23 protein-coding genes are annotated in these 24,791 nt (G+C 53.1%); 7 read left to right on the forward strand and 16 right to left on the reverse strand.

The annotated features are described in order from the left end of the window. Window positions 1-2: 2 nt before the first annotated feature. The 13 genes from PsAD13_RS23175 to PsAD13_RS23235 form a co-directional block, all read right to left on the reverse strand. Window positions 3-455 carry a cytochrome c gene (locus PsAD13_RS23175; RefSeq protein WP_057461263.1) on the reverse strand — a complete coding sequence of 151 codons (453 nt, stop codon included), beginning with the start codon at window positions 453-455 and terminating at the stop codon, window positions 3-5. Window positions 456-644: 189 nt separating this feature from the next. Next, a complete protein-coding gene (locus PsAD13_RS23180) occupies window positions 645-1,361 on the reverse strand; it encodes a Crp/Fnr family transcriptional regulator (protein ID WP_057461262.1) in 717 nt (238 codons plus the stop codon). 151 nt (window positions 1,362-1,512) lie between these two features. Further along, a complete protein-coding gene (locus tag PsAD13_RS23185; protein ID WP_063319632.1) occupies window positions 1,513-1,869 on the reverse strand; it encodes a DUF2834 domain-containing protein in 357 nt (118 codons plus the stop codon). 123 nt (window positions 1,870-1,992) lie between these two features. Then, the gene (locus tag PsAD13_RS23190) at window positions 1,993-2,823 is read right to left on the reverse strand and encodes an ABC transporter ATP-binding protein (RefSeq protein WP_063319585.1); all 831 of its coding nucleotides are present in this window, start codon (window positions 2,821-2,823) and stop codon (window positions 1,993-1,995) included. After that, a complete protein-coding gene (locus PsAD13_RS23195) occupies window positions 2,810-3,670 on the reverse strand; it encodes an ABC transporter ATP-binding protein (RefSeq protein WP_063290107.1) in 861 nt (286 codons plus the stop codon). The genes PsAD13_RS23190 and PsAD13_RS23195 overlap by 14 nt, the downstream gene beginning before the upstream one ends. A gap of 11 nt (window positions 3,671-3,681) precedes the next feature. Then, window positions 3,682-4,623 (reverse strand): ABC transporter permease, encoded by a 942-nt coding sequence (locus tag PsAD13_RS23200; RefSeq protein WP_057461258.1) that lies wholly within the window; start codon window positions 4,621-4,623, stop codon window positions 3,682-3,684. Then, window positions 4,620-5,687: an ABC transporter permease gene (locus PsAD13_RS23205; protein ID WP_063319586.1), complete on the reverse strand. Its 1,068-nt coding sequence runs from the start codon at window positions 5,685-5,687 to the stop codon at window positions 4,620-4,622. The genes PsAD13_RS23200 and PsAD13_RS23205 overlap by 4 nt, the downstream gene beginning before the upstream one ends. Window positions 5,688-5,703: 16 nt before the next feature. After that, window positions 5,704-7,317, reverse strand: a complete 1,614-nt coding sequence (locus tag PsAD13_RS23210) for an ABC transporter substrate-binding protein (protein ID WP_057461256.1) — start codon at window positions 7,315-7,317, stop codon at window positions 5,704-5,706. A 397-nt stretch (window positions 7,318-7,714) separates the two neighbouring features. Next, window positions 7,715-8,842, reverse strand: coding sequence for a sn-glycerol-3-phosphate ABC transporter ATP-binding protein UgpC (ugpC, locus tag PsAD13_RS23215; RefSeq protein ID WP_063319587.1), 1,128 nt, complete (start codon window positions 8,840-8,842; stop codon window positions 7,715-7,717). A gap of 15 nt (window positions 8,843-8,857) precedes the next feature. After that, the gene (locus tag PsAD13_RS23220; RefSeq protein ID WP_063319588.1) at window positions 8,858-10,522 is read right to left on the reverse strand and encodes an alpha-glucosidase family protein; all 1,665 of its coding nucleotides are present in this window, start codon (window positions 10,520-10,522) and stop codon (window positions 8,858-8,860) included. 5 nt (window positions 10,523-10,527) lie between these two features. Continuing rightward, complete coding sequence (locus tag PsAD13_RS23225; protein ID WP_063319589.1) at window positions 10,528-11,355, reverse strand: carbohydrate ABC transporter permease; 828 nt, start codon at window positions 11,353-11,355, stop codon at window positions 10,528-10,530. Further along, window positions 11,352-12,317, reverse strand: coding sequence for a sugar ABC transporter permease (locus PsAD13_RS23230; protein ID WP_063290112.1), 966 nt, complete (start codon window positions 12,315-12,317; stop codon window positions 11,352-11,354). Before PsAD13_RS23230 ends, PsAD13_RS23225 begins: the two co-directional genes overlap by 4 nt. A 116-nt stretch (window positions 12,318-12,433) precedes the next feature. Then, entirely contained in the window at window positions 12,434-13,708 is a 1,275-nt protein-coding gene (locus PsAD13_RS23235; protein WP_063319590.1) for an ABC transporter substrate-binding protein, read from the reverse strand. Between the two features lie 469 nt (window positions 13,709-14,177). Here PsAD13_RS23235 and PsAD13_RS23240 point away from each other — a divergent pair, with 469 nt between their 5' ends. The 6 genes from PsAD13_RS23240 to PsAD13_RS23260 all read left to right on the forward strand — a co-directional run bounded on the left by PsAD13_RS23240 (window position 14,178) and on the right by PsAD13_RS23260 (window position 20,525). Beyond that, window positions 14,178-15,203, forward strand: coding sequence for a substrate-binding domain-containing protein (locus PsAD13_RS23240; RefSeq protein ID WP_063319591.1), 1,026 nt, complete (start codon window positions 14,178-14,180; stop codon window positions 15,201-15,203). 100 nt (window positions 15,204-15,303) lie between these two features. Further along, window positions 15,304-16,011, forward strand: coding sequence for an ABC transporter ATP-binding protein (locus PsAD13_RS23245; protein WP_063319592.1), 708 nt, complete (start codon window positions 15,304-15,306; stop codon window positions 16,009-16,011). Then, window positions 16,005-18,377: an FtsX-like permease family protein gene (locus tag PsAD13_RS23250; protein ID WP_063319593.1), complete on the forward strand. Its 2,373-nt coding sequence runs from the start codon at window positions 16,005-16,007 to the stop codon at window positions 18,375-18,377. Before PsAD13_RS23245 ends, PsAD13_RS23250 begins: the two co-directional genes overlap by 7 nt. A 2-nt stretch (window positions 18,378-18,379) precedes the next feature. Then, a complete protein-coding gene (locus PsAD13_RS28170; RefSeq protein ID WP_208986890.1) occupies window positions 18,380-18,673 on the forward strand; it encodes an efflux RND transporter periplasmic adaptor subunit in 294 nt (97 codons plus the stop codon). Further along, window positions 18,670-19,575, forward strand: coding sequence for an HlyD family efflux transporter periplasmic adaptor subunit (locus tag PsAD13_RS23255; RefSeq protein ID WP_208986891.1), 906 nt, complete (start codon window positions 18,670-18,672; stop codon window positions 19,573-19,575). Before PsAD13_RS28170 ends, PsAD13_RS23255 begins: the two co-directional genes overlap by 4 nt. A 5-nt stretch (window positions 19,576-19,580) precedes the next feature. After that, entirely contained in the window at window positions 19,581-20,525 is a 945-nt protein-coding gene (locus PsAD13_RS23260; protein WP_063319594.1) for a hypothetical protein, read from the forward strand. 6 nt (window positions 20,526-20,531) lie between these two features. Here the strand turns inward: PsAD13_RS23260 and PsAD13_RS23265 are convergent, their stop codons facing one another. Beyond that, on the reverse strand, window positions 20,532-21,248 hold the full coding sequence (locus PsAD13_RS23265) for a YafY family protein (RefSeq protein ID WP_193777089.1): 717 nt from the start codon (window positions 21,246-21,248) through the stop codon (window positions 20,532-20,534). A gap of 115 nt (window positions 21,249-21,363) precedes the next feature. On the opposite strand from PsAD13_RS23265, the gene PsAD13_RS23270 reads away from it, so the two are divergent. Next, on the forward strand, window positions 21,364-22,083 hold the full coding sequence (locus PsAD13_RS23270; RefSeq protein WP_063319595.1) for a glutathione S-transferase family protein: 720 nt from the start codon (window positions 21,364-21,366) through the stop codon (window positions 22,081-22,083). 48 nt (window positions 22,084-22,131) lie between these two features. Here the strand turns inward: PsAD13_RS23270 and PsAD13_RS23275 are convergent, their stop codons facing one another. After that, window positions 22,132-22,614 (reverse strand): peroxiredoxin, encoded by a 483-nt coding sequence (locus PsAD13_RS23275; RefSeq protein ID WP_084404803.1) that lies wholly within the window; start codon window positions 22,612-22,614, stop codon window positions 22,132-22,134. A gap of 107 nt (window positions 22,615-22,721) precedes the next feature. Then, window positions 22,722-24,758: a TRAP transporter permease gene (locus PsAD13_RS23280; RefSeq protein ID WP_063319597.1), complete on the reverse strand. Its 2,037-nt coding sequence runs from the start codon at window positions 24,756-24,758 to the stop codon at window positions 22,722-22,724. Window positions 24,759-24,791 lie beyond the last annotated feature (33 nt).

Below are 24,791 nucleotides of genomic sequence, written 5' to 3' on the forward strand. Positions count from 1 at the left end.
CCTTAACCAGCGTCGTTCGGTGGCCAGTCTTGCGTGTTGGTCTTGTCAGCCCAACGCAAGAATTCAGAGAGGCCGCGGACTTCTTCTTTGGTCAGATCGAAGAAAGGCATCTGGCGACGACCTTCGATGCGGCTCGGCTGAGCTTCCATCCAGGAGCCAAGGGTCTCAGCTGCATCATCCGGATCATCCAGCACGCCCCAACGTGTCATCACATTGCCGACTTCAGGAGCAAAGTAAGCGCCTTCCCCGTGCAACGTATGGCAGTTGATGCAAGCATGCTTTTCCCAAACGTGCTTTCCGAGGACAACCTCGTCAGTGAGATCAGCTTTTGAAGTCGATTCATTGACGACGTAAAGGTGGCTGTCGATTGAGAGCACGGCAAATATGCCTATGAAGAATAAGGATCCCCCATAAAAAATATTTCGTGCCCGCGATTTTGTAAGGAATTCTGACATCTACGGAATCCTATCGTGGTTACGGTCCCGAAGATGATAAAATTGACGCCACTGGGGAAGTTTGTGCTAGAACAACCTATTCGGTAATTACCGGATATAGGAGAAAAACACATTTAAAAACAATAGGATATAAAATCGAGAATACTGGTATTTATGCCTAGTAACACTCAGGCGATCGCTCAACGGTACTCAAGAGTCAGCCATTGGGTCCAAATCAGCCAGAGTCTTCAGCTTATTCATCTCCGTCACGATGACCTTTTTGCGCCCGCTATTCACAATTCCTTGTTTTTCCCAAGCGCTTAGCAAACGGCTCACAGTGTACAAAGTTGTACCTGTCATCTCAGAGATATTCTGGCGTGTGAGAGGAAAATCAATTTCCATTCCCTCATCGGTGATGCGGCTGCTTTGGATTGCAAGCCTCAGCAAAGCACGTGCAACACGCTGCTCAACCTGCTGTGTGGCCAGTTCCAGAATGTGGTTGTTCGCTTCAGAGATACGCTCTCCGACGGTTTTGTAGGTTTCCGTCGCAAATCCATCGTACTTTTCGACAAACGTCTTCCAGAGACTTGTCGGCCAGAACAGCACGAGGCAGTCATCAATCGCCACAGCACTGGCTGGGTAAGTCGTCCTGCCAATTGCGGAGGCAATGCCCATAAGCTCGCCACTGACGATGTGACGCGCAATTACCTGATCTCCGGAAGCCGTGGTGCGAATAACGCGCACATGACCGTCCAACAGCAGGAAAAACCGCTCAGCTGGCTCATGCTCTTCGAAAATAGCCTGACCCGCGCTGAAACGCTTTGGCGTTGCTGCGTCCAAAATCTCTCTGATATCAACGCGTTCCAGCTTTCGGAACGGAGGAATATGGGAAATAAGATTTTCGTCAAGACTTCTCAAAGAAGACACCGTAGATCAATTAGAAAACACCCAAGCCAATCTGCGAGTGTTTTAGCGTATGTACTCGTAGGATTAAGCCGGTTGTTTATAGCAGAAAACATTAAGAAATTCACAGTGAACTCATTGGTGTAGGCCATTTTCTGCACATGAGTTCCAACTATCATATGTGCGCTACGTTTTTTCCGCTGTGAGCTCCTGATTTTGAAGGTTTTTCAACGTGTAATTCTCTCAAGAACAAGAACAATGGCAAGCCTAACGACACACCAACGGTGAACACAGCAAGAATCGGAAGCCAAAGACGCTTCATTCCAAGTCGTTGCCCTTCGGCAAAGATAAAGCCTATCAAAACCACCGCCGAAACCACCACATCAAGCCAGGCAAAAGCCGATATTCCGCCAGCAAATGCTTCAGCAAGAAGTTGCGGCAGGTTCAACCCGTTCTCAAGCAACCATGGCATAAACGCCCCGTACGGCAGCAGAAATCCCAAAATACAAAGAAGGCCATAAAAATACTTCATCTCTGGCTCCGCAGCCCACAATCATCAAATCAACAAAGCGATCCTATTGAAGTTCTCCCGCCAGAACAACAAAAGCCCCACCACAAGGGCGGGGCTCGCAGTAATCATCAGATGCTTCACAGATCAGCTGTCGCCGAAGAACTCCGCATCATACCCCATAGAGGCTTTAAGCAGTTCCTGCGTGTAGGCTGTCTCCGGTGTAGAGCTTCGCATCGCTTCCACATCCATCACCTCAACAACCTCACCATGCTGCATCACTGCAATCTCATCACACATATGTGCAACCACCGCCAGATCGTGCGTCACCATCACATAGGTAAGGTTATGCTCCTTCCGCAGATCAGCAAACAGGTTCAGAATTTCAGCCTGTACAGATACATCCAACGCTGAAGTTGGCTCATCCAACAATAGAATCTCCGGCTCCAACATCAACGCGCGTGCAACAGCTACACGCTGTCGCTGGCCACCGGAAAGCTGATGCGGATACCGAAAGCGGAAATCTGCTCCAAGCCCCACGTCATCCAGAGCCCGAAGCACACGTCCATCAATATCATCAAACCCATGTAATTTCAGAGGTTCTGACAAAACTCGATCAACGGTGTGGCGTGGGTGCAAGGACGCGTAAGGGTCCTGAAAAACCATCTGAATCTTGCGGGCAAAAACCTTATCACGCTTATGCGAAACAGGGGCGCCGTCAATATCGATCTCACCATCCCAGCCCTCAACCAGCCCACACACAGCGCGCAAAACAGTTGACTTACCTGAACCAGATTCACCGACAATACCAAAACTGCCGCCTTGCTGAACCTTAACGCTTACGTTTTTGACAGCCTGAAAGCGATCCGGTCCCTCACCGAAATAGACGTTGAGGTCTTTGATCTCGAGGCGAGCGTCTTTTGTTGCTTCCGCAACCCATGGCTTACGTTCCATCACAGCACTATCAGACCCGGGCATCGACACTGACCTCCTGCTTCCAGCTGTCCTGACGTTGCAGTGCTTCAAGGCGCCCCTTGGGCTCCTCAATGCGAGGCAGCGCATTCAGCAACCCACGTGTGTAAGGATGCGTCGCATTGTGCAGCTCGCTGGCCTTACAGGTCTCTACAATACGTCCTGCGTACATAATGATAATTCGGTCACAGAAGGACGAGACAAGATTCAGATCGTGACTGATGAAGATCAGCCCCATTCCGCGCTCCTGCACCAACTTGTCCATGATCGCCAACACTTTCATCTGCACAGTCACATCCAATGCAGAGGTCGGCTCATCAGCAATCAGAAGCTTTGGATCAGTGATCAACATCATCGCGATCATCACACGCTGCCCCATACCGCCTGAAAGCTCATGCGGATAAGAATTGAACACACGCTCAGGGTTGCGGATCTGAACAGCCTCCAACATCTCCAGAGCGCCCTGACGAGCCTCACGGCGAGAAGATTTGGTGTGCAGGCGCAGAGCCTCACAAATCTGCTTGCCAACCGTGTGAACAGGGTTCAGCGAGAACTTCGGATCCTGCATCACCATAGAGATCTGGTGCCCGCGAATTTTCCGCATCTGCCGTTCCGAATAGTCCAGCAGATTCTCACCATTGAACTTAATCGACTTGGCTTCCATCTGGCCCGGAGACCGGATCAGGCGCAAAATACTCCGCCCGGTCATAGATTTGCCGGAGCCACTTTCGCCCACAATGCCAACGCGCTCACGCCCGACAGAGAACGAAATGCCACGAACTGCATCAACGGTACCGCTACGTGTTGGGAAACGAACCCAAAGGTCCTCAACGCTTAAAAGCGTATCACTCATGGTTCTCTCCCCTAGCTCTGGCTCTTTTTCGGATCAAGAATATCGCGCAGACCATCACCCAGCAGGTTGAAGCCCAAAGACACGATAAAGATCGCCATACCCGGCATGGCAGCAACCCACCAATGGTCCAGAATAAACTTGCGACCAGCAGAGATCATTGCACCCCACTCAGGCTCTGGAGGCTGAGCACCAAGACCAAGGAAACCAAGGCCGGCAGCTGTCAGAATAATCCCCGCCATATCAAGCGTCACACGCACGATGATGGAGGACAGACACAGCGGCCATACATGTCCAATAATGATATGCATGACACCAGCCCCCTGCAAACGCACAGCGCTGATGTAATCCGCATTGCGAATGGTCAGAGTTTCGGCGCGAGCAATACGCGCATACGGAGGCCATGCCGTCAGACTGATCGCGATAATCGCACTCTCGATACCCGCCCCAAGCGCAGCAACGAAGGCAAGCGCCAAAATAAGCTTTGGAAACGCCAGGAAGATATCAACCAGACGCATAAGTGCCTGATCAACCCAACCGCCCAGATACCCGGCAACAGTTCCAATCAGCAAGCCGAACACTGGTGCTGTGAACGCTACAATGCCTACAATCAGAAGCGTAATACGAGAACCGTAAACGAGGCGGCTCCAGATGTCGCGGCCAAGCTCATCAGTTCCAAGCAGGTGACCATCCACCCCCGGCGCGGTCAAACGTTTGGCAAGGTCTTGTGCATTTGGCTCTGTTGTTGCCAGCAGTGGCGCAAAAATCGCCATCAGAACCAAGCTCAGAATAATCAGGAACCCGAGAAACGCGAGCTTGTTTTCATAGAGTTTCATCCACCCCATATAAAACTGCACAGCCCGCGCATGTCCGCGGGATGTAGGTGCATCAGAGGAGAGCCATGCTTTCAAGCCAGCTCTGTCAGGCACGTTAGATTTTACAGGTGCTGTTGTCATCGTGCCCTCGGATCAACCACTTTGTACATGAAGTCGGAGAAGAGATTGAGGCCCACAAAGATAGCACCAACCACAACTGTTCCACCCAGCACCGCATTCATATCGGCAGAAAGCAGAGCATTGGTGATGTAGTTGCCCAGACCCGGCCATGAGAAGATAATCTCTGTCAGCACAGACCCTTCCAGCAGGTTCGCGTAGGAAAGCGCGATCACTGTAATAAGCGGGATCATCACATTGGGCAGCGCATGCCGCCAGATCACAGCAGTCTCAGAAACACCCTTCACGCGCGCGGTGGTGATGTACTCCTGAGAGAACTGTTCCAGCATAAACGAGCGGGTCATACGGGAAATGTAAGCAATAGAATAATAGCCAAGAATACTTGCAGGCAGAATGATGTGGCTCACCGCATTCCAGAAGATCTCGATCTCTCCTGCAATCAGGCTATCGATGAGGATCATGCCTGAAACAACAGGAACTATGTCTTCATAATAGATGTCGATACGACCCGGGCCACTAACCCAGCCAAGAATACCATAGAAAATCAAGAGGCCCATCAAGCCGAACCAGAAAATCGGCATGGAGTAGCCAAACAGACCAACAAGGCGGATCAGCTGGTCTGGCCAACGGCCTTCGTTCACAGCAGCCAAAACGCCCATCGGCACACCAATGCCAACCCCGGCAATTGTTGCGAGGGTCGCAAGTTCCAGTGTAGCCGGGAACACGCGGGCAATATCCTCAACAACGGGCCGCGCTGTCAGCGTCGACATCCCGAAGTCGCCCATCGCCACCTGCTTCAAGAACAGCATAAACTGCACGTAAAGCGGCTGATCAAGACCCATGGCCTTGTACGCAGCTTCGTAAATTTCCTGAGAGGCACGCTCACCAACAACCGCGAGGACCGGGTCGACTGGCATAACACGCGCAATAATGAAGGTGACGAAAAGAAGCCCCGCCATAGTGATGGCAATGGAGAAAAGGCCAGCGATTAAACCTTTTAAAATCTTGTAGAGCGGCGAGGTAAACCCTCGCCGCGCCACAGTCGCTGTAGAGTCAGCGATGCTCATTTGTAATTAGCCAATCTTATTTTTTTACAGGCCAGAAGAATACGCCAGTAATAGCGCCACCCGGGTTGAAGCCGGTTACGTTTGCAGCCATGGAGTTCTGTTCAATCTGCTGGAACATAACTGAGAATGGAGCTTCTTTCTGGAAGGTCTTCTGAGCTTGCACGTACATGCGAGCACGCTTTTCGCGGTCACTTTCCTGTACAGCCAGATCGGTCAGTTTGGTCAGCTCTGTTGCTGGGTAAGCGTTACGCCATGCCAGTTTACCAACATGCTTACCTTCATCGGAGTTATCCGGGTTGTTTGCGAAAGTATCAGCATTTGTGTGTGGATCTGGGTAATCCGGACCCCATGCACCTACGTAGATCTGGAAGTCACGAGCGCGGTAACGACCAAGGATCTGCTTGCCAGTTCCCTGTGTGATAGACGCGCGAATGCCAGCCTGACCAAAGGTGTTCTGCAAGCTCTGAGCAATTTCAACGCGCTCAGTCGCATTACGAACGATGAACTCAACATCGAAACCATCGGCATAACCTGCCTGGTCGAGCAGCTCTTTAGCTTTCTCAACGTTCAGTGAGAATGGAGTGTCCTTCAGTTCGCCCATATAGGTCTGCGGAAGGAACGCCTGCTGGATGGTGTACTGACCCTTCAGGAAAGAACCGGTCATGCCTTTGTAGTCAACGAGATACTTCAGAGCTTCCGCAACCTTTGGATGGGACAGCGCCTTATCCTTCTGGTTGAAGGAGATGTACATCAGACGACCACGGAGCGTGTCTTCAACCTTCAGATCTTCGTTGGTGGAGATCGCAGCAATATCTTCTGGAGACAGGTGACGGGCAACATCAACATCGCCTTTTTCCAGCATCAGACGCTGAGAAGCAGATTCCATCACGTGACGCACGATAACGCGCTTCATCGCAACTTCACCACGCCAGTATCCTGGAACAGCAGTCAGAGAATAAGACTCATTTGGCTTCCAGCTCTGCAGCTTAAACGCGCCAGAACCAGCAGAATTTGTTTTCAGCCAGCCATTACCCCAGTCGCCATCAACTTCATTGGACTTAACCAGTTCACTATCAACGATAGAAGCAATTGCAGAAGTGAAGCAGTTCAGCACGAAAGAAGGAGCGTACTTCTTATCTGTCGTAATCTGGAAAGTGTTCTCATCAACGGCTTTGATTGTCTCACTCATGTTTTCAGGAGTGAAGCCAAACTGCGTAAGAATGAAAGACGGTGTTTTCTTCATCGCAACGGCACGGCGAAGGCTGTATTCAGCATCCTTTGCAGTAACAGGGTTGCCGGTGTGGAACTTGACGCCCTCACGCATTTTAAAAGTAAAGGTCTTGCCGTCCTCTGAGATTTCCCAGCTCGTTGCCAGACCTGGCTCATAACCTTTGGACAGGTCAGCTGGGTTCAGCTGTACCAGACGGTCATACATGTTGTTCGCCATGTCTGTACCGGAAAACTCAAACATTTCCTGCGGATCGAGCGAAATGATATCGTCAATACGGCCAGCAACAATGAGCATGTTAGGTGGAGTTGCAGCACCAGCCTCAGAGATGATAGCGCCGGAAATTGGCATCGCCACGCTTGCAGCAAGCGCCAGCGAGAGAAGACTACGCTTAAATTGCATTATAAAATGCTCCCCTATTTATAAAATGCCTTCACATCGTTAGTCGCGCGAAGGCGAAAGAATTGTAACCGCATCTAAGTGCAATCACTGATTAAATTCTTTCACTTTTTAAGAATAGGAACAAGTACCCTTGGTTGAGCTCAGCCAAAGAATACCATGCACCAGCTCAATCCTTGCTTGATTCTGGACGGCTAACCTTGCGGTTTCTGCCAGTAATCAAACCTCCCCTAACGGACTAGTCAATTGGTATGATCAAGCCTGATTCAGTCTAAAAAAATCAGCTATTTAATCGTTTTAAGAAATGAAGAGGCGTCTCAGAAAAAGTAAACGCTGCACACAAGGTGCAGCGTTGGAACTCTATGCCAAATTGGAGTGAGCCTGTGAGCAATTTTATTTATCACGCACCCTCAAGAGTTGCAGTCTTTTCATGTTGACCTAACGTCCCCAATTTTGAAAACGCGAATCCGTCACCGCCAAACACATGCCCATGGCTGCAATCCAGCTTCACTTTGCAGCTCTCACCAGCCTTCGCAGTAGCATCACCCCTGCCCTGAACGGTGATCAAAGAACCGTCGGTCAAGCGCACATGCAGGAAGTGGCTCTCGCCAAGTTCCTCAATAACCTCGACCTTCCCGGAAAGCTCGCCTTCCGTTCCGCTGCCCATGTGCTCGGGACGAATACCAAACTCAACCTTGTTGCCAACAGCAAGGCCAGTCGGATCAACGACAACCTTCACAGGATCAGAGCCGATAACCGACAGCTCAACACCGTCTTCAGCAACACTTGTCACCTGCGCTTCAATGAAGTTCATCTTCGGCGATCCGATGAAGCCAGCCACGAACTTGTTGCGTGGACGATGGTACAGCTCAAGCGGGCTACCAACCTGCTCAATCCGGCCAGCATTCAGCACCACAATCCGGTCTGCAAGCGTCATTGCCTCCACCTGATCGTGGGTCACGTACACCATGGTGGCGTCCATGTCCTGATGCAGCTTGGCAATCTCAATACGCATCTGCACACGCAGCGCCGCATCAAGGTTGGAAAGCGGCTCATCAAACAGGAAGACCTTAGGATTACGAACAATCGCACGGCCAATCGCCACGCGCTGACGCTGACCACCAGACAGCTGCTTCGGCTTGCGTTCCAGCAACGGAGTCAGCTCGAGGATACGAGCCGCCTCCATCACCTTGTCTTTGATATCCTCTTTTGAATGCTTGGAGAGTTCAAGACCAAACGCCATATTCTCATAAACATTCATGTGCGGATAAAGAGCATAGCTCTGGAACACCATGGCTATCTTGCGTTCCTTAGGAGAACGCTGGTTCACCAGATCTCCATCAATGAACATGTCGCCATCAGTGATATCTTCAAGCCCTGCAATCAGGCGCAATAAAGTCGATTTACCGCAGCCGGATGGCCCAACAAACACGATCAACTCGCGATCTTTGATCTGCAAGTCAACGCCGTGGATGATGCGGGTTGACCCGAAGTCCTTGACGATACCCTTGAGTGTTACATCTGCCATGGTGTTGCCCTCAGCTTAGTTCTTTGAGATTTGCAAGTAAGCCACTTGCCATGCAGGCAGGTTGAGTGCCTCGCCGTCCATTTCCGCACTAAATCCATGCCCCTCCAGCAACGCAGCAGAGCTGTACGCTCCCAGAGCAACACGCATATCATTATTTGTCAGGTTGAAGACGCAAAGCACTTTCTCGCCTTCATGCTCACGCACAAACGCCAGCACATCTTCTCCCAGATCAGCAAAGTCCAAAGACCCTTTTTGCAGAACCTTCTGGCCTTTACGCCACTGCAGGTATTTCGCTGTCCGGCGAAGTGGAGAAGCCTCATCTCCAGCCTGAGCTTCCGCACTGTGATCCAGATGGTCTTGCGCCATCGGCAACCAAGGCTTGCCAGTGGTGAAGCCACCGTCCTTGGTCCATGCAATCGGCGTACGGCACCCGTCACGGCCTTTATATTCAGGCCAGAACTCAATGCCGTAAGGATCTTGAAGGTCTTCCAGAGCCACATCAGCTTCTTTAAAGCCCAGTTCCTCACCCTGATAAATGCATGGGCTACCACGCAAGGAGGCGCTTAGCGCCATCAAAGCTGGTGTCGCCACCTGAGGATCAACATCAGCAGGAAGCCGTGATCCCATACGCTTCACATCGTGGTTGGACATCGCCCAGCTCGGCCAGCCCTCAGTCACAATGTTCTGCAGGTTGGTCACCCGCTCACGCACATAGGTTGCAGTTGGCGTGTTGGAAAGCAGATCAAAGCTGTACGCCATGTGCAGGCGCCCCTCACCAGAGGTGTATTGCTTCATAATCTCACTGGCTTCATGCCCTGCACCGATTTCACCAACTGTGGTGGTGTTCGGATACTCGTTCATCACAGCCCGTAAGCGCTCAAGGAACGGCAGGTTTTCTGGCTGCGATTTGTCAAACTTGTGATCCTGGAACGCATAAGGGTTCACACCAGTCACATCCGCAAGACTATCAGGATCGGGATATGGCGGGTTGTCACGCAGCTGCTTGTCGTGAACGTAAAAGTTCACGGTATCCAGACGGAACCCGTCAACACCCAGCTCCAACCAGAACCGACCTGCATCAAGCACGGCCTGCTGCACTTCCTCGCAATGGAAATTCAGATCCGGCTGAGAACGCAGGAAGTTATGCAGGTAGTACTGACAACGGCGGCTGTCCCACTGCCACGCAGAACCACCAAAGATGGAGAGCCAGTTGTTTGGCGGAGACCCATCAGCCTTCGGGTCTGCCCAGACATACCAGTCAGACTTGCTGTTGGTCTTATTGCTCCGGCTTTCCTTAAACCACTCATGTTGCTCAGAGGTGTGTGAAATCACCAGATCGATCAGAACACGAATGCCTTTACCATGCGCTTTAGCTACCAGCTCTTTGAAATCATCCAGAGAGCCGAACATCGGATCAACGTCTTCATAATCAGAAACGTCGTATCCAAAGTCATCCATCGGCGACTTCATGAAAGGCGAAATCCAGATCGCATCAGCACCAAGATCGGAGATGTAGTCCAGCTTCTCTGTAATACCTGGAAGGTCACCAATGCCATCGCCATTGCTATCTGCGAAAGACCGCGGATAGATTTGATAAATGACTGCGCCCCGCCACCAATCCGGATCGTTCGCCAGAACGCGATGGCTTGTATTTTCGTTTATTGGGGTAGAGAGGTTCATTCCAGTTATCCTTTAACCGCACCAGCTGTAAGACCAGCGACGATTTTTCGTTGAAACACCAGGACTAGGACCACGATCGGGACGGTCACTAGTACAGAAGCAGCCATGATATTGCCCCATGGCAGCTCGTATTCAGTTGCGCCGGACATCAGGGCAATCGCCACTGGCACGGTGCGAACTTCGTTGGATAGAGTAAAGGTGAGCGCGAACAGGAACTCGTTCCACGCACCGATGAAGGCAAGCAGACCAGTGGTCACCATCGCTGGCCACATCAGCGGCAGGAAGATCCGGCGCACAATGGTCAGCGGAGAAGCTCCGTCAACAACAGCAGCCTCTTCAAGCTCCTTCGGCAATTCTTTCATGAAGGTCGTCAGCACCCACACAGTGAACGGCAGGGTCAGCACTGTGTTCGGGATAATCAAACCCGGCAGAGAGTTGTAAAGCCCCATGGAGCGGATCAGCTCATACATGCCAGAAAGGATCGCCACCTGTGGGAACATGGAGACTGACAGGATTGTCATCAACAACAAGCCACGGCCCCGGAAGTGGATACGAGCCAGCGCATAAGATGCCGTCACTGCGATAATCAGCGACAGGATCACAACCGAGGTCGCCACAATCACCGAGTTCAGAATATTGAGGCCAAACGGCTGTTCTTTGAAGATGGAGAAATAGTTCCCCGTCGTGAAGGATGTTGGGAACACGGACGGATTGAACAGCTCCTGCCCACTGCGAAAACTCGTAACAATCGCGTAGTAGAACGGGAAGACCGAGAAAATCACGACCACAACAACGAGTGTGTAAAACAGAATAGACTTCATCTGTCTGTTCATGATTGTTCTCCTTCACCGGACTTCAGCCCACCTGCCACCACGGTAATGGTCGTCAGCAGAGCGATCACAATGAACAGCAGCGTCGCAGCCGCAGAACCATAGCCAACCTCCTGGAAATCAACCAGTTGCTGTCTTGCATAAACTGACATGGACATGGTCGAGGTGGAGCTGGACGTCAGCACGTAAATCAGATCAAACACACGCAGCGCATCAAGACTACGGAAAATCACTGCAACAATGATCGCCGGGCGGATCAGCGGCAACGTCACCTTGAAGAACACGCGGATCGGGTTGATGCCATCCACGCGGGCAGCCTCATAGATATCACCCGGAAGCATCTGAAGGGCAGCAAGGGTCAGCAGTGCCATGAACGGCGTTGTTTTCCAGACATCCACCATGATCACAGCCCACATCGCGGTGGAAGGATCAGCCGTCCAGGCAATCGGCTCAGACAGAATGCCGACACCCAGCAGAATTTCGTTAATCACACCAAACTGATCATGAAGCATCCAGCCCCACATCTTGGCGGAAACAATGGTCGGGATCGCCCAGGGGATCAGAACCGCAGCACGCACAAGGCCACGGCCTTTGAACTCTGCATTCAGGATCAACGCAATGAGAAGCCCGAATAGAGTTTCAAAACCAACAGAGATGACAGAAAACCAGAGAGTATTCCAAACCGCATTCCACCACTCGGCATCAACGAGAACGCCATAAGCCTCTCCGTCATAATACGAGAGATAGTTCTCAAAGCCGATGAATTGAGATTGGCTGAGATCTGTGAGGTTTGCGTCGGTAAAACCCAACCAGATGGTGCGAAGCAACGGCCAGCCTGCAACAGCGGCCAAAGCAATCATCATGGGGGCGAGAAAAAGCCACGCGGCGCGCAATCTGGCAGAGCTCAGATTGGAGCGTTTTGCCTTACGAGTGGCTGTACCATCCTGCTGAAGAGCAAGGGTCATCCTCTGATCCTTGGTTTCTTTATTTCAGGGAAACTCCAAGGAACCACCCAGGAGCTCGGTTCAGTGTTGCGGCCATCGGGAGGCCGCAACACAGATCGCAAGTCTAGGGAGGAGACTTACCAGCCTTTACGCTTGATGCGTTTCAGGTTCTTTTCAAGCTTCGCAAGGGATGCCTCTGCTTCGGTTTTACCGGAAAGCACGTCATGCACTGCATTGTAAAATGCATTGGAAACTTTGTTGTAGTTAGAACCAGTTGCACGGGATGGGCGTGCCACAGCATTGGTGAAGGTGTCTTTCAACTGACCCATGAACGGGCTTGCTGCAAGAACATCCGCATCAGAGTACAGCTCAGCAATGGTTGGGTTGTAAGACCCTTCAATAGCACGCTGTTTCTGGCTCTTTTTGCTGGTCAGATGCATAACAAGGCTTGCAGCTGCTTCTGGGTCTTTGGAGTATTTAGAAACAGCAAGCTGCCAACCACCAAGAGTACCGGTCTGCTTTCCGTCTTCACTACCCTTAGGCAGAGCCATCACACCGATTTTGCCTTTGATCGGGGAATCGTCAGCCTGACCGAGAGACCATGCATAAGGCCAGTTCCGCATGAACACTGCATTACCGGACTGGAACACACCGCGTGCATCTTCTTCCTGATAGGAAAGAACACCAGAAGGTGCAATTGTACCGGTCCAGCTTGCTGCAAGGGACAGAGCTTTTACAGCTTTTTCGTTGTTGATGGTAATATCACCATCAGCGTTCACAACATCGCCGCCGCCAAAGCTGTCGACCCACTCAAGAGCGTCACAGGTCAGACCTTCATAAGCCTTCGCCTGATAAACAAAGCCCCACATTTTATTGTTGCCAGCTGCGCGTTCAGCATCCTGAATTTTTTTCGCGCTTGCGGTCAGATCGCCCCAGGTTTCAGGAGCCTTTTCACCATACTTTTCGAGCAGGTCTTTGCGGTAAAACAGCAGGCCAGCGTCAGTGTACCAAGGCATAGCAACCAGCTTGCCTTTGTAGGTGTTGTTCGCAACGATTGGCTGGAAGTGCATGTCTTCTGCGCCATTGGAATATGGCTTCAGATCAGCAAGGTGGCTTCCCAGAATACCCGGCCAGATAACGTCAATCTGGAAAACATCAATATCGGAAGAACCAGAGCTCAGGATCTGCTGGTACAGCGCCAGTTGCTCAGTAGAAGATGCAGGTGCAGCGAAAAACTTGACGGTGTTGCCAGTTTCTTTGGCCCACTCGGTTGCAGCACCTTTACAGAGCTTAGCGCCCTGACCAACGCTACCGCAAACAACGGTAACTTCAGCAGCCATTGCATAACCCGCAACGCCAGCCATACCAGCAACAGCAACAGCAGAACCTAATAATGTACGACGGATACCCATAATGGGACGCCTCCCTGTTTCGTCCATGGCCCTTGGTTCAACGAATTCCCAATCGTTGTCCGGCCATTAATTACCCCTCCAGAGCGAAGGGCTCCCCAAACACTGGTCATCTTTCAAAAGATTCCCAAAGCGCTTTGAGACAAGCAAAGTTTAGTCACCGGTCTAAGTCAATAGTAAAAATCCGTAGGAACTTTTGTGAGGCTGTCCATCTGGCGTCATATTTTGCAACGCAGCACCCACAAAATAGCTGAATTCTCCTAAGTTTAGAGCCCATCATATGTGGTATTTTACTGCACCTCTGAAAAATATCAGTTTTCCACTGTCTCCGTTACCGTTTCCAAAGCGCTTTGGAAAAGACAAAGGTCCTACTGGATTTTAGGCAGACTTCTGGGCTAGATTTCATCCAAGCATGCGGGAGAAAAAGGGGCTATAAACAAGGCGCACAGCAAGTTTGAGCCATTGAATTATTATGAATCTTAAGAGTTTAGCCAATCACCTCGGTCTTTCACAAACCACAGTCAGCAGAGCTCTGAACGGGTATTCTGACGTGTCTCTCGCCACCCGAAACCGGGTTTCGGAGGCAGCAAAGACCTATGGCTATCGTCCCAATGTCAACGCACGCCGTCTGGCAACCGGACGCTCCTGCGTGATCGGCATCGCCTTCCCCACTGACATGAACATGTTTCTCGACCCGCATTTCATCGAGTTTCTGACAGGTCTTTCAGAGAAGGCATCCGAGCTTGACTACGACATCATGATCTCTTCCTCGCAGAGTGAGGAAGTGGACGTCTACCGCCGCTTTGCGGAAAAAGGCACAGTTGATCTGGTAATCCTGTCCAACGTGGACCTCAGCGAAGAGCGCATCCGTCTTCTGCAAGACCTCAACATGCCATTCATCGTCCATGGCCGCACTGCCACCTGTGACAGCTACTCGTACATCGACATCGACAACTACGGCGTCTTCCACGAGCCCACAAAGATGTTGCTGGAAATGGGCCACGACAAGATCGCGATCCTCAACGGCCATCCCAACCGTGTCTACGCCATTGACCGGCTCAACGGCTGGCAGGATGCGTTGAAGGAACGAGGCGTCACGCCGAACCCGGATTATATGCGTGCAGGCGCTATGTCAGAGGAAAACGGCTACACCTTCGCCATGGAGATCTTGCAGCTCGAAAACCGCCCGACTGCCCTGCTCTGCTCAAGTGTGGTCATGGCAAAAGGCGCGTACAGAGCCTGTAGCGAACTCGGCATCAGGATCGGTTCGGAAGTCTCCATCGTCGCCCACGATGACAACGTGCCCTTCGCCCAAGCATCTGACATGAACCCGCCACTGACCGTCACCCGCTCTCCACTGCGCGATGCAGGTCGGGAGATCGCGATCATGGCGATGAACTACCTCAAGGGCACAGACATCAAAGAGCTGCAATGCCTGTGGCACCCGGAACTTATTTTCCGCAAATCTGTAGGCGCACCGCCACGCACGGACATCTAGCCTAGGGAATTTACTCAGTTCCTTGAGTGGGATCATTGCCATACAACTTGAGTCTGAGGCTATAGTGTAACGTAGCTGCACATTCAGGTTGGGGCCCCCTATGCCGACGCCAGTATTTATCGCTGAAAACACGACCAAAACCTATGTCACCAACGAGGTTGAGGTGCACGCACTTCGCGGTGTCTCCATGACACTCTTTGAAGGCGAAATGGTTGTGCTGCTTGGACCATCCGGCTCCGGCAAATCCACATTCCTTAACATTCTCGGCGGGTTAGACAACGCCACCTCCGGCACGGTCTCGTTCATGGGCAAAAACCTGACTGACTTCAGCGAAAGCGAACTGACACGTTATCGGCGCGATTACGTCGGCTTCGTCTTCCAGTTTTACAACCTCATTCCCAGCCTCAACGCATGGGAAAACGTGGCTCTGACAACAGAGATCGCCAGGAACCCAATGGACCCGCAGGAAGCATTGGAACTGGTCGGCCTCGGCAAACGCTCCTCCCACTTCCCGGCGGAAATGTCCGGCGGTGAACAGCAGCGCGTCGCCATCGCCCGCGCCATCGCCAAACGGCCAGAAGTCCTGCTTTGTGATGAACCCACTGGCGCGCTCGACACCAAAACCGGCACGCTGGTTCTGGAAGCCTTACAGCGCATCAATCTGGAACTTGGCACGACCACCGCAATCATCACCCACAACACGGCCATCCAGCAAATGGCAAACCGTGTCTACGTCTTCAAAGACGGCGCAATCGAGAGCACGCACGAAAACGAAACACCCAAGCAGCCTTCGGAGGTTGCATGGTAGCTCTGCCCGTCCTTGACCGAAAAGTCATCCGCGACTTGAAACGCCTGTGGGCGCAAGTGCTCGCGATTGCTTTGGTCATGGCGTGCGGAGTGATGACGCTGATTCTCGCACAAGGCGCCTACCGCTCTCTCAGCCAGACACAGGAAACCTATTACGATCAATACCGCTTCGGCCACATCTTCGCACAAGCCGTCCGTGCACCTGATCACCTGAAAGAGCGCATCGCAGCCATTGATGGCGTAGCAGCCGTCGAAATGCGCATTGTCCGCTCCGCCATCCTCGACATTCCGCAGATGGCAGAACCCGCCGCTGGCATTGCGCTTTCCTTGCCCTCAGGCAGAAAGCCTGCCGTCAACCGCCTCTACTTACGCGCAGGCCGCTTGCCGGAAGGCTCCCGTACCAACCAAGTCGCTCTGGATTCCCGTTTTGCCAAAGCGCACGGCCTCAACCCCGGTGACACTTTCAGCGCAATCTTGAACGGCAAGAAGCTCAACCTCGAAATCACGGGTATCATCCTCTCCCCAGAGTTCATCTACGCCCTCGGCCCCGGAGATCTGGTCCCCGACGACCGCCGCTTCGCCGTCTTCTTCATGGCTCAATCCGCCATGGAAGGCCTGTTCGACATGAAGAACGCGGCCAACGATATTTCGCTGCGGCTGCTCAGAGGCGCCTGTACACCTTGCGTACTGGAACAACTCGACCGCTTGCTCAAGCCATACGGTGGCACCGGCGCGTATAAACGCAAAGACCAGCAATCCCACGCCTTTCTGGATGCGGAGCTCACCCAGCTTTCCGCCATGGCGAAAGTGCTACCCCCCATATTCCTGCTGGTCTCCGCTTTCCTCGTCAACATGATCCTGTCCCGCCTGATCGCTCTGGAGCGGGAGCAGATCGGCCTGCTGAAAGCCTGCGGTTACTCTTCATGGTCCGTCGCGGGTCACTACGCCAAACTCGTCTCTTTCATTGCGCTTCTGGGCGTTGGAATCGGCTCCATTGCTGGCAACTACATGGGCAAGCTGATGACTCAAATGTATGCGCAGTACTTCTCGTTCCCATTCCTCGTATTCGATGAAAGCCCGGACCTCTACCTCATCGCCACTGCCATCTCGTTACTCGCTGCTTTGGGCGGTGCGCTCTCTTCCATCATGAAAGCTGCCCGCCTGCCACCCGCAGTCGCCATGCGTCCACCTGCACCGCCACGTTTCCGCAGTTTCCTCTCGCTCAAGTCAAAGTGCGTTCGCATCCTGTCCCAGCTCAGCACCATGGGCCTGCGCCATCTCATGCACAATCCGGTCCGCAGCCTGCTCACCAGCCTTGGCGTCTCTTTCGCGCTGGCCCTGCTCGTCTCCGCGCTGTTCCTGACCAATTCCATGGACCACATGATCAACGTGGCCTTCAACAAAGCAGAAACCGCAGATGCCCGCCTGACACTGGCAGATGACAAAGCCCCCAGCGTGCTCGATGACATCCTGCGCCTGCCCGGCGTTCTCACCGCAGAAGCCTACAGACAAGAACCTGTCATCCTGCGCTTTGGTCCCAAAGAAAAGCGCGTCGCCATCACAGGTCGCCCAACCAACGCCAATCTCTCCCGCATTCTGGATCTTGATGAGCGCGCTATTGAAATGCCCCGCACCGGTCTCATGCTGCCAACTCACCTCGCCAACCAGCTGGGTGTAAAGCCGGGCGAAATGCTCACCGTAGAGCTCACCAGGCACAACTCGATCCTGCGGCAGGTTCGGGTCTCAGGCACCGTCACCGGCTACATGGGCATCTCCGCCTCCATGCACATAGACGCGCTGAACGCCCTTGTCCCCACCGGCCCACGCATCTCTGATCTGGCGATCAACATCGACCGCACACGGCTTGATGATCTCTACGATGCTGTCAAAGAAACTCCGGGCCTCGGCGGCATCGCCATGCAGATGCTTTCTCGCGAAAAGTTCCGCGAGCTCATGGATCAGAGCGTCAACTCCATGCTGGTTGCCTACATCACCATCGCCGTCATCGTGGCCTTTGGCGTGGTCTACAACGCCGCCCGCATTCAGCTGTCAGAACGGGGCCGCGAACTGGCCAGCCTCCGTGTCATTGGCTTCTCCAAACAGGAAGTCTTCCACGTCATTCTGGTGGAAATGGCCATGATTGTTCTGCTGGCACAGCCCATGGGCTGGCTCATCGGCTATGGCATGGCAGCAGGCATGATACAGGGCTTCGCCAGCGATCTCTTCCGCGTGCCGCTTGTGGTACTGCCAAGCACCTACGCCATCGCCAGCTTTGTCATTCTCACAGCCGCACTGGCCTGTGCGCTTATCGTGCGCCGCCGTGTGGGCAAACTTGATCTCATCAAAACCTTAAAAACGAGGGAATAGGAATGAACGGTAAATACGTCAAACGAGGCGCATATATTGCTGTCGCCCTGCTCGTTCTTCTCCTCATTGGTTGGGCCTTGCAGGAAAAGCCAATCTCCGTTGAAACAGCCAAAGTCACCCGCGGCGACCTGATTGTCACCGTGGAGGAAGACGGCAAAACCCGCGTCAAAGAGATCTACAAAATCTCCGCCCCAATCGCCGGACGGGTCGACCGTTCCCTGTTGGAGGTCGGCGACAAGGTGTCCCGCGGCGAAACCACAGTCGCCACCATCAACCCGCTTCCACTCCGTTCATGAACGCCCGCACCAAGGCAGAGGCACTGGCTGGAGTTGAAACCGCCAAAGCTGCCATCTCATTGGCAGAAGCTGAGCTCGCCTCCGCCAAGGCAGAACACAAACTGGCCAAGTCAGAACTCATCCGCGCCCAACGCCTCAACCACTCCAAAACCATCTCTGACGCGCAATTGGAACGCGTGGAAATTGACGTCACCCTCAAAGCCGCCAAAGTCCAAAGCGCAGAAGCTCAAATCGCCCAGCGGGGCAGCGACCTGCAAAGCGCCAAAGCCCGCCTGATCGAGCCTCACATCGCCCAAGACCCCGAACGGTCTGAAGAGCTGGCCGTCCGCATGATCACCCCCATCAACGGCGTCGTCCTCAATCTGGCAGTCGAAAGCGAACAGACCATCCAGTCTGGCGCGCTCCTGATGGAACTGGGCGATCCCGCTGATATCGAGGTGGTTGTTGACCTGCTCTCCACCGAGGCCGTCAAAATCGCAGAGGGCGCAAAAGCAACTCTGGTCGACTGGGGCGGCAACACCCTGAAGGCAACCGTCCGCCGCATTGATCCCGCAGGCTTCACCAAGGTCTCAGCCCTCGGCATTGAAGAGCAACGCGTCAACGCCATTCTGGATCTGGACACCCCGGCACTGGAACTCGGCCACGGCTTCCACCTGCGTGCTGCCATCGAAACATGGCACGGCAAAAACGTCCTGCGCATCCCCATGACCGCCCTCTTCAGAGAGGGCAACGACTGGGCCACCTTCAAAGTCATCAACGGCAAAGCCCAACTCCAACTCCTGACCATCGGCGCCTTCAACCAGGACATGGCCGAAGTCCGCACTGGTTTGAACCAGAACGACACCGTGATCCAGTTCCCAGGAGATACGGTCTCACATGGCACAGCAGTGGTGGCGGAGTGAGTATCATGACATTTGATCCCAATAGATACTTGAAAGAATTAGACCTTTACCCAGCATCTAACCCAGATGACGAAAGCAAAATTACTAAAGCGTTCGAAACGGCACTTGACACGCGGAAGTTTGAAATCCAGCTCTACTGGCAACGTGCAGCATATTTTTGGGCATTCACAGCAGCTGCCCTCACAGGTTTTGTAGCGATTCAAGCAATAAAAGGATCGGAGGTAACAGATGCCCTATCACTTCTGATTGCTACTGTTGGCCTTTTTGCAGCAACCGCATGGCACCAAGTCAACAAAGGCAGTAAAGCTTGGCAGGAGAATTGGGAAAACCACGTTGACTACCTACAGAAGCACGTAGTTGGAAATCTCTTTCAAGTTGTTTTGCTGAAAGATAGCACGAAGTTATTTTCTGTATCGCGCATCAATAGCCATATCAGCAGATCAATGATTTTACTTTGGCTCGCGCTAGTAACGGTATTTGGGATATTAGTTTGGGAAAAGGCAGGCTTTCCAGAACTTGAATTTCTTTCTACGGAACTTCTGAAAGCAGAAACACCAGGTTCAATCATCGGCAACGTAAAACCATCTATTTCAATCGCTGTCGAGAATCCAACCGTCACAGTTAAATTTGACGAGCAGACCGCCAGGCATAACAATCTCGATATCACTGCACTAATAATTGCATTCTTTGGTTCATTTTGGAGTCTGTTACTTTGGAGCGGCTGTTTAGGCTCCAGTTCTGAAAGCACACAACGCAGGATTAGAGATTATAACTCTCATGATCCGCGTAGTTACAATCCGGGCTGCTGTGAAAGGTCAACAAATGGGATAGCAAGTTTTTGGCAAAAACTAGGATGCGATGGCAGGTTAATAAGTGTCTTAGTATTTGGAATACCTTGGGTAATTGGAACGGCAAAGTTGGTCGATGCCGCCCTATCATACTTGTCTTAAACGGGTTCAATCAGCCTTCTCTGCCTCTCTCTCCCGCCGGGCCAGTTCCATCTTCCACCAACGATCTCGCAGCGCCACGCGGTTTTCGCGGTAGCGGTCTTCCAGCACCTCCATGTGGGCCACACGGTCTGTCCGGAAGGCACGGAAATCCTTGCGCAGTTCGCACCACGCCACGATCATTCGAGAATGTGCAAAGAAGGTCAGGCTCAGCGGCCATATCAGGCGCTCACTCATCTCGCCCTGCGCGTCCTCATAAGTCAGCCGCAACTTGTTCTGCCCGCGAATAGCCTGCCGCACATCCTTCAGCTCAATCCGTGCTGTGGGAATCGGCTCCACCCCGAAATCCGGCGCATAAAGCGGCGCTTCAATGAACTCATCCCGCGCTTCGGGAGACAGCACCGCCGCAATCTTGGCAATCACGTCACTGGCTGTGCGAATAAGCTGCTCATCCCCACGCACCTGCACATGGCGCAGGCCCATCATCACCGCTTCCAGCTCATCACTGTTGAACATCAACGGCGGCAGATCATACCCCTCATCCAGCACATAACCGACACCCGCCTCCCCACGGATCGGCACACCAGTCGATTGCAGGCTGACAATGTCGCGGTAAAGCGTGCGAACAGAGATTTCCAGTTCCTCCGCCATCGCATCACCGGTCACCGGCCCACGATGACGTCGCAACAACTGAACGACCTGCAGCAACCGATCTGCCCTGCGCATGTAATCCTCCGGAAAGTTTCGGCCAGAAATTTTGGGAACGCCAAACACTCCTGACACAATGCTGTCAGGAGCACCTTGCTACCAATCTCCCACGAAACACAAGCGGAGAAAGCAAATGCTCACACATCACAAATTCAGCGCCAAACTCGATGGCGTCAGCGCAAGCCCGTTTTGCCTGAAAGTAGACATCCTGCTCGCCATGGCAGGCCTCTCCCATGATGTTCTGGAAGGCCCGGCAGCCCTGCAAACCGCCCCAAAGGGCAAGCTGCCTGTCATGAAGGACAACGAAGAGCTCATTGCCGATTCCGAGTTCATCAGACGGCATTTGGTGGTCAATTATAACGCTGATTTTTCAGGAGGTTATTCTGAAGTCGAACTGGCTGTTGGGCACGCCTTCATGCGCATGGCAGAACATTCATTGTACTTCGTCACCGTCTGCACCCGCTGGCTGCCAGATGAGAATTTCGCCATTATTGAAGACCAGTTCTTCGGTATCCTACCACCAGAAATGCGTAGTTCCCTCGCAAACGAATCTCGCAAAAGCGTCATCGCCAAAGTCAACAACCACGGCTACGGTCAGCACACATGGAAAGAACGCCTCGCATTGGGCCGCGCAGACTTGCAAGCCATCTCCACCCAGCTCGGTGACAAACCATACCTGCTCGGCGACCGCTCCTGCTTTGCTGATGCCGCCATCGGCGCCCAAATCCTCTGCACCCTCTCCAACCTGCCCTTCTCCGGCTGGAAGGAAACCACCGAGCAGTTCCCCAACCTCGTCGCCTACGCAGACCGCATCAAAGAAGCCTACCCGGAGAAAGCAACCGAAGCAGCCTAATCAACACCCCCGCCGGATTGGTGCATCTGGCGGGGGTTGTCACATTCACTACGATTGCTTCAAATACGCAATCACATCCTCAGCATTCTGCGCCGGATCATTCACCGGATACATAACGTGTTCCACCACACCATCCTTGATGATCATGGTGAGCCTTTTCAGCAGAACCATGCCACCAGCCTCAAAAGTCGGCAGCTCCATCGCCTTCGTCAGTTCCAGTTTCTCATCAGAAAGCAAAGCAAACGGCAAATGCAGACGCTCAGCGGCTTCAGCCTGAAACGCTGTCGACTGAGTAGAAAGCCCAAACACCGCTTTTGCCCCGGCAGCTTTTAACTCACCAAAGTGATCCCGGAATGCACAGGATTGAGGCGTACATCCACGAGCTCCGGGAATGAGATCCCACCCTTCAATTGGCCCTTCATTCGGAGGGCTCGTTCTGGGATAGGCATAGACAACAGTGCGGCCCTGTAACGCTGACAAATCAATCATCTCAGCATTGGTTGTCCGCAGTTTCAGCGCCGGAAGCTTCATGCCAAGCAAACTCTTAGTGTCAGTCACAATCAATCAAACCTTCTCCAATAAAAACCCCGCCGAACATTCTCATCCGGCGGGGCTATCTCACTCATAAAACATCGCCGCTAAGCGTCTTGCGTCATCAGCTGTTGGTTCTTACGTGCCATCACCTGCCGCACCACAACAGGCAGCATCAACACTCCACCGATTGCCATGGTTTGCAAGCCCGGCGCAACGAAGAACATCGCCGCAAAGGCCGTCCAATACCGCTCCAGCTTATTCAGCCCCGCCAGCATGTAGCCAGAGAACGCCACACCCAGCAGACCAATGCCACACATGGCACCCGCCAGAGTTACGCTCAGGTCGTACCAGGTGAACTCCGGCGTCACCAACAGCAGTGCAGGAGAGTAAACGAACACAAACGGCACCAGCGCCTTTGCGATACCAAGACGGAACGCCGTGTTGCCGGTCTTGAACGGGTTCGCACCAGCAATCCCAGCCCCGGCATAAGCAGCCAGCGCCACAGGCGGCGTAATGTCTGCAAGTACGCCGTAGTAGAACACGAAGAAGTGCGCCACCAGCGGCTGAACGCCCAGCAAGGCAAGCGCAGGTGCAGCAATGGAAACCAGAATGATATAGGTCGCCGTTGTCGGAATACCCGCGCCCATGATGATGCAGGCAACTGCCGTAAACAACAGGGTGAAGAACAGCGTCAGCCCATTCTGCGTCACATACTCTGCAAGCATACCGGACGCAATAAACCCGCCCAGATCAGAAGCAGCCTGTGTCACCACAAACGAAAGCCGGAAGCCCGTTCCCGTCAGCGTCACCACGCCAACAATGATGCCAACAGCTGCAGCAGCAGCCCCAACAGCCAGCGAGTACTTGGCCCCTGTCGCCAGGGACTCAATCAGGTCTTTGAGACCCATCCGGTTATGCGGGTTTAAAATCCCAACAACCACACAAGCAGTAATCCCCCAAACCGCTGCAAAGTCGGGCGTTTTACCGGAGATGATCAGGTAAACCAGAATGCCCAGCGGGATGACGGAGAGCCAGTGCTGCTTCATCACCACCAACGCTTTCGGCAGCTCATCCTTGGTAAGGCCGCGCAAACCAAGGCGTTTGGCTTCCAGATGCACCATCACAAAGATGCCGAAGTAATGCAGCATTGCCGGGAACATCGCCGCAAGCAGCACCTCACGGTACGGGATCTCTAAAAACTCCACCATGATGAAGGCAGCAGCCCCCATAATCGGCGGCGTAATCTGCCCGCCCGTTGATGCCGTCGCTTCAACAGCCCCCGCAAAGTGTGGCGGATAACCAACCTTTTTCATCGCTGGAATGGTGAGCGAGCCTGTCGTCACCGTGTTGGCAATGGAACTGCCGGAAATCGTGCCCAGCATGGCAGAGGAGAAGATCGCAACCTTCGCAGGCCCGCCTGCATAGCGTCCGGCAATCACAGAGGCCAGATCGATAAACAACTGCCCAAGGCCAATGCGCGTAGCTAAAACACCAAACAAAACAAACAGGAACACATACTTGGCAACCACCCCAATGGCGATGCCGTAAATGCCCTGGTTCGTCATGTAAAGGTGATTGATCAGCCCCGTCCAGCTCGCGCCCGGGTGCCGCAGAGCGCCCGGTGCGTACATGCCAAACACGGCATAGCCAACGAAGATCAACGCAATCAGCGGCAGCGTTGGTCCGACGGACCGGCGCGCTGCTTCCAGCACCAGCATCAGCAACACGGTGCCCATAAACACATCAATCGGCGCAGGAGCCCCAACACGGGAGGCAACCGCCTCAGCTGGCAACAATGGCAAATACATTGCCGCTGCCACAGCCATCACCGCCAGCACGATATCCCACAGGTGCACTCCACTCGGGCGCCACCATGTGGAAGGTGCAGGCTGACTGCTCGTGCTCTTGATGAAACTGAAAAGAACAAACACCAGCCCCAGCACAAACGAGAGGTGAATGCCGCGATGGACAAGCTCTCGAATAAGCCCAAAGCCGGACGCGTAATAATGATAGAGCGACATGGCAACAAGTGCTGCTGTTATAACAACAGCAAGCACCGGACCAGCCGCTCTGAATGTGAGGTCTGGATCGTATTTCCGTTCCAGATCCTCAAGGGATTGATCTGTCGTATCCTGAGACATCAGCCCTGCGTTTCATTTAGATTGAAAACAGCA

The organism is Pseudovibrio sp. Ad13, from assembly GCF_001623225.1.
Classification (GTDB): domain Bacteria; phylum Pseudomonadota; class Alphaproteobacteria; order Rhizobiales; family Stappiaceae; genus Pseudovibrio.